Consider the following 3,877-nt stretch of genomic DNA (forward strand, 5'->3'; position numbering starts at 1 on the left):
CCACCAGCGTTTCGGGTGCGGCAAAATCGGTGTCGCCGGTCAGCTGGCTCACGATCTTCACCGTCATCGTCGTCATCGCCTCGAACGGATTGAGGCTCAGTTTCGCCGCCGCTCCTGCGCCCAGAACCACGATCATCGTCTCACCTATGGCGCGGGATGCGGCAAGCAGCACCGCGCCCACAATGCCCGGCAGTGCGGCGGGCAGGACGACCTGACGGATGGTTTCGGATTGCGTGGCCCCGAGGCCGAGCGACCCGTCACGTAAGGACTGCGGCACGGCGTTGATGATGTCGTCGGAGAGCGAGGAGACGAAGGGAATGATCATCACGCCCATGACAAGCCCCGCCGTCATCACCGAGGACGCGCTGGTGCCAAGGCCCAAGGGCTGGGCAAAGTAGTCGCGCAGCAGCGGGCCGACAGTGATCAGGGCGAAAAGCCCGTAAACGATGGTCGGGATACCCGCGAGCATCTCGATGGCGGGCTTGGCGAAGCTGCGGAACTTAGGCCCGGCATATTCCGACATATAGATCGCGGCGAAGAGGCCGATAGGAACGGCAACAGCAAGCGCGATCAGCGAGATGTAGAGCGTGCCCCAGAGAAGCGGCAGAATGCCAAGGTCGGACCCGCCGCGGAAATTCGGCTGCCAGACCGTGCCGAAAAAGAAATCGGTCCACTGATATTGCCGGAAGAATTGCCCCGTCTCGAACAGCATCGACAGAACGATGCCGAGCGTCGTGGCGATGGCAATGAATGATGACAGGATCAGGAGGCCCTTGACGCACGCCTCGACGATATTACGGGCGCGAACCTCTGTCCCGGTGTTCCAGATCGCGACAAGCCCGCCAACAGCGCCCAATCCCAGCGCAGACCAGCCCGTGACCGGATGGTGCAACACACCCGCCATAGCGGCAAGCACCAGAAGCCCAAGCGCGGGCAATGCGAGGAACAGGACGACCTGCCAGCCGAAATATGACGGCAGTGAATGCAGTTTGCGGGCATCTCCGCCTGCGACCGCAAGCGCCCTTCCCCGGCCGAGGAAAAACCCGGCCAGCGTCAGCGCGGCCAGGATCAGGAGCACCATTCCAGTTGTCATCGGGCCGCCTTCACGAATAGGTGGCCCGGCGCAGGATGTTCCGCGCCGGGCCGGTGTCAGATCAGTTCATTAGCTCTTCGCCGGAAACCGCTTCTTGCGTCGCGGCCAGTTCCGGGTCGGAGACGAGGCCGTATTCGGCCAGCGGGCCATCGGGGCCTGCCATGTCGTCAGAGACGAAGAACTCGGCATAATCCTTCAGGCCGGGGATCAGTTCGATATTTGCCTGCTTGACGTAGAAGAAGAGCGGGCGCGAAACCGGGTAGTCGCCGCTGGCGATGCTTTCCACCGAGGGCGTCACGCCGGACATGGTCGCGACCTGAAGCTTGTCAGTGTTGTTCTCAAAGAAGGCCAGACCGAAGACGCCGATGCCGTCCTTGTTCGATTCGATGCGCGCCAGTGTCTCGGTATAGTCGCCGTCGATATCGACCGAGCGGTTGTCGCTGCGCAGCGTGATGCAGGCTTTCTCGGCCGCATCTTCATCGCCCTTGGCGGTGGTCAGGACTTCCATCGCGCCGGTGGCTTCGCAGCCTGCGAGGATCACCTTTTCCTCGAACACTTCACGGGTGCCGTGCTTGGTGCCGGGAACGAAGGCCATGATTTCCTGATCCGGCAGGGCGGGGTTCACTTCGGACCACTTGGTGTAGGGATTGGCGACAACCTCGCCATCAACGACAACCTCGGCGGCCAGCGCCATATACCAGTCTTCCGGAGTGAATTCGAAACCGTTGCCATTGATGTCGCTGGCAAAGACGATCCCGTCATAACCGATGCGAACCTCGATGATGTCGGTCACGCCATTCTCGGCACAGACGGCGATTTCTTTGTCCTTGATCTGACGCGACGCATTGGCGATGTCGATCGTGTTCTCACCCACGCCTTCACAGAACTTCTTGAGGCCAGCGGAGGAACCGCCCGATTCCACGACCGGTGTCGGGAAGTCGAAGTTTTCGCCAAAGGATTCGGCGACGATGGTCGCGTAAGGCAGAACGGTGGACGATCCAGCAATCTGGATCTGGTCGCGGGCCTCTGCGGCGGTTGCGGCGGCGGCGAGCGCGAGGGCCGAAGTGGCGAGCGTCAGGGTTTTCATTGCATACTCCTGCAAGTCGGGTTCTGGCCGCCCCCTGGCGACCTTGGCCGCTCTCTAGGGCCGTGCCGCTATGCTTTTGTGACACTGACGTAACGGTTTCATGACAGCGCCCGGATGGGGCGGGCCAGAATGTAACGCCCCGATGTCAGGTTTTTGGCAGTATGATAATGAATTTACTGCCTTTTCCGGGCTCACTTTCAATCTTCAGACGTCCCCTGTGGCGGTTGACGATATGTTTTACAATCGCCAGCCCCAACCCTGTACCCCCCTGTTCGCGACTGCGATGGGTATCGACGCGGTAAAAACGTTCGGTGAGTCGCGGCAGGTGCAGGGGACCGATTCCCTCGCCCCGGTCGATGACCTCCACCTGTATCGCAGCGCCCTTCAGGACCGGCTCATGCTGAAGCTCGGTCACCCGGATCATGACCTCCTTTCCCCCCCCACCGTATTTGATCGCGTTTTCCACAAGGTTGTGGAAGACCTGCGTTAGCTGATCACCATCGGCCCGAAGGCGAACCGGTCCCTCTGCCATCTCAAGCCTGAGGTCGATACCGCCTGATGCTGCCGTTTCACGGTGCGATTCCAGAAGCGTTTTCAGAAGCACCGCGATATCGACCTCATTCGCCGGTCGACGACGCTCTTCGGCCTCAACCCGGCTGAGAGACAGAAGATCGCTGACCAGACGGATCATCCGACCCGCCTCGCGTTCCATGATGCCAAGAAACCGGTCCCGCGCCGCAGGATCATCCCGCGCCGCGCCGCGCAGGGTTTCGATGAACCCCACAAGGGCGGTCAGCGGTGTGCGAAGCTCATGGCTGACATTGGCCACAAAATCCCGTCGCATGACGCCTGCCTGCTCGATCGGGGTCAGGTCTTCAAACGCGACCAGCACACCTTTTACGGTTGTTGTGATCATCGGCGTGAAAGTCACGGTAAGATGGGTTTCATTGCCCCCCGCCGTCAGGATCAGCCGTTTTACATGCGTCTTGTCGCCCGAAAGGCTGGCTTCCAGCCCCCCCAGAAACTCCGGATGCCGCAAAAGTGCGCTGCATGTCCTGCCTTCGGGCGCAGGCCCGAGAATCGCCGCACAGGCACGATTGGCAATCCTGACCCGTTCATCGGCGTCGACAAAGGCAACAGCGATCGGTAGCGCATCCAGAACCGTCCGCATCGCATCAAGCTGCATCACACCAATCCAATCTATGCCCGGCCGCAGACTGCGCCGAGGTCAGAAAAAAGTAAATATTTGACGTTACATAGCTTTTCACCACGAATGCGCAGGGATATTATTCGTTTGTATGCGAGTGATGTCAGCAGTGTTTTTCGTCGAACTCCGAGTATTTTACTCATAAGGTAGTGCATGTCCGTTCGTAGGTCTGACCCGGCAAAGCATCCAAGATATTCGCAAACATTACCGGGCGCCAAACCGTTGGATGACGGGCCGATCTGTGTGCTTGCGGTCGATATGCCACCATCTTTCGTGGATAAGATTCGCCACCGCACCGGGTCTGAGGTCGTCGAAGTGGCGTACCCCTCGCTCACAGTTGCCTTGCTGGCTCAACTGACGCCGGATGCGGTTTTTGCGCCATTGATGGGGCCGGATTTCGATATCGTCGAAGTTGCAGAACGCTTGGAGAAGCTGGCCTTTGGCGGTCATCTCTTTGCCGTGACCAGTCCTATACCGGATGCGGATACAG

Annotated in this window: 3 protein-coding genes and 1 pseudogene; 1 reads left to right on the forward strand and 3 read right to left on the reverse strand. The window is 59.9% G+C overall.

All coding sequences use genetic code 11. The annotated features are described in order from the left end of the window. The 3 genes from pstC to WBB85_RS21615 form a co-directional block, all read right to left on the reverse strand. Window positions 1-1,093 (reverse strand): phosphate ABC transporter permease subunit PstC (pstC, locus tag WBB85_RS21605; protein ID WP_432640636.1); only part of this gene is annotated, 1,093 nt, incomplete at its 3' end. A 61-nt stretch (window positions 1,094-1,154) separates the two neighbouring features. Continuing rightward, on the reverse strand, window positions 1,155-2,180 hold the full coding sequence (locus WBB85_RS21610; protein ID WP_432640637.1) for a substrate-binding domain-containing protein: 1,026 nt from the start codon (window positions 2,178-2,180) through the stop codon (window positions 1,155-1,157). Between the two features lie 145 nt (window positions 2,181-2,325). Then, window positions 2,326-3,366: an ATP-binding protein gene (locus tag WBB85_RS21615; protein WP_432640638.1), complete on the reverse strand. Its 1,041-nt coding sequence runs from the start codon at window positions 3,364-3,366 to the stop codon at window positions 2,326-2,328. Window positions 3,367-3,609: 243 nt separating this feature from the next. Between WBB85_RS21615 and WBB85_RS21620 the strand changes: the two are divergent. Continuing rightward, window positions 3,610-3,877: pseudogene (locus WBB85_RS21620) on the forward strand (hypothetical protein); the annotation flags it as partial.

Source organism: Albidovulum sp., from assembly GCF_049646345.1.
GTDB lineage: Bacteria > Pseudomonadota > Alphaproteobacteria > Rhodobacterales > Rhodobacteraceae > Albidovulum.

Coding starts and splice junctions, on each gene's coding strand:
- WBB85_RS21610 (WP_432640637.1), bottom strand. CDS start 2,180: ATGAAAACCCTGACGCTCGCCACTTCGGCCCTCGCGCTCGCCGCCGCC.
- WBB85_RS21615 (WP_432640638.1), bottom strand. CDS start 3,366: ATGCAGCTTGATGCGATGCGGACGGTTCTGGATGCGCTACCGATCGCT.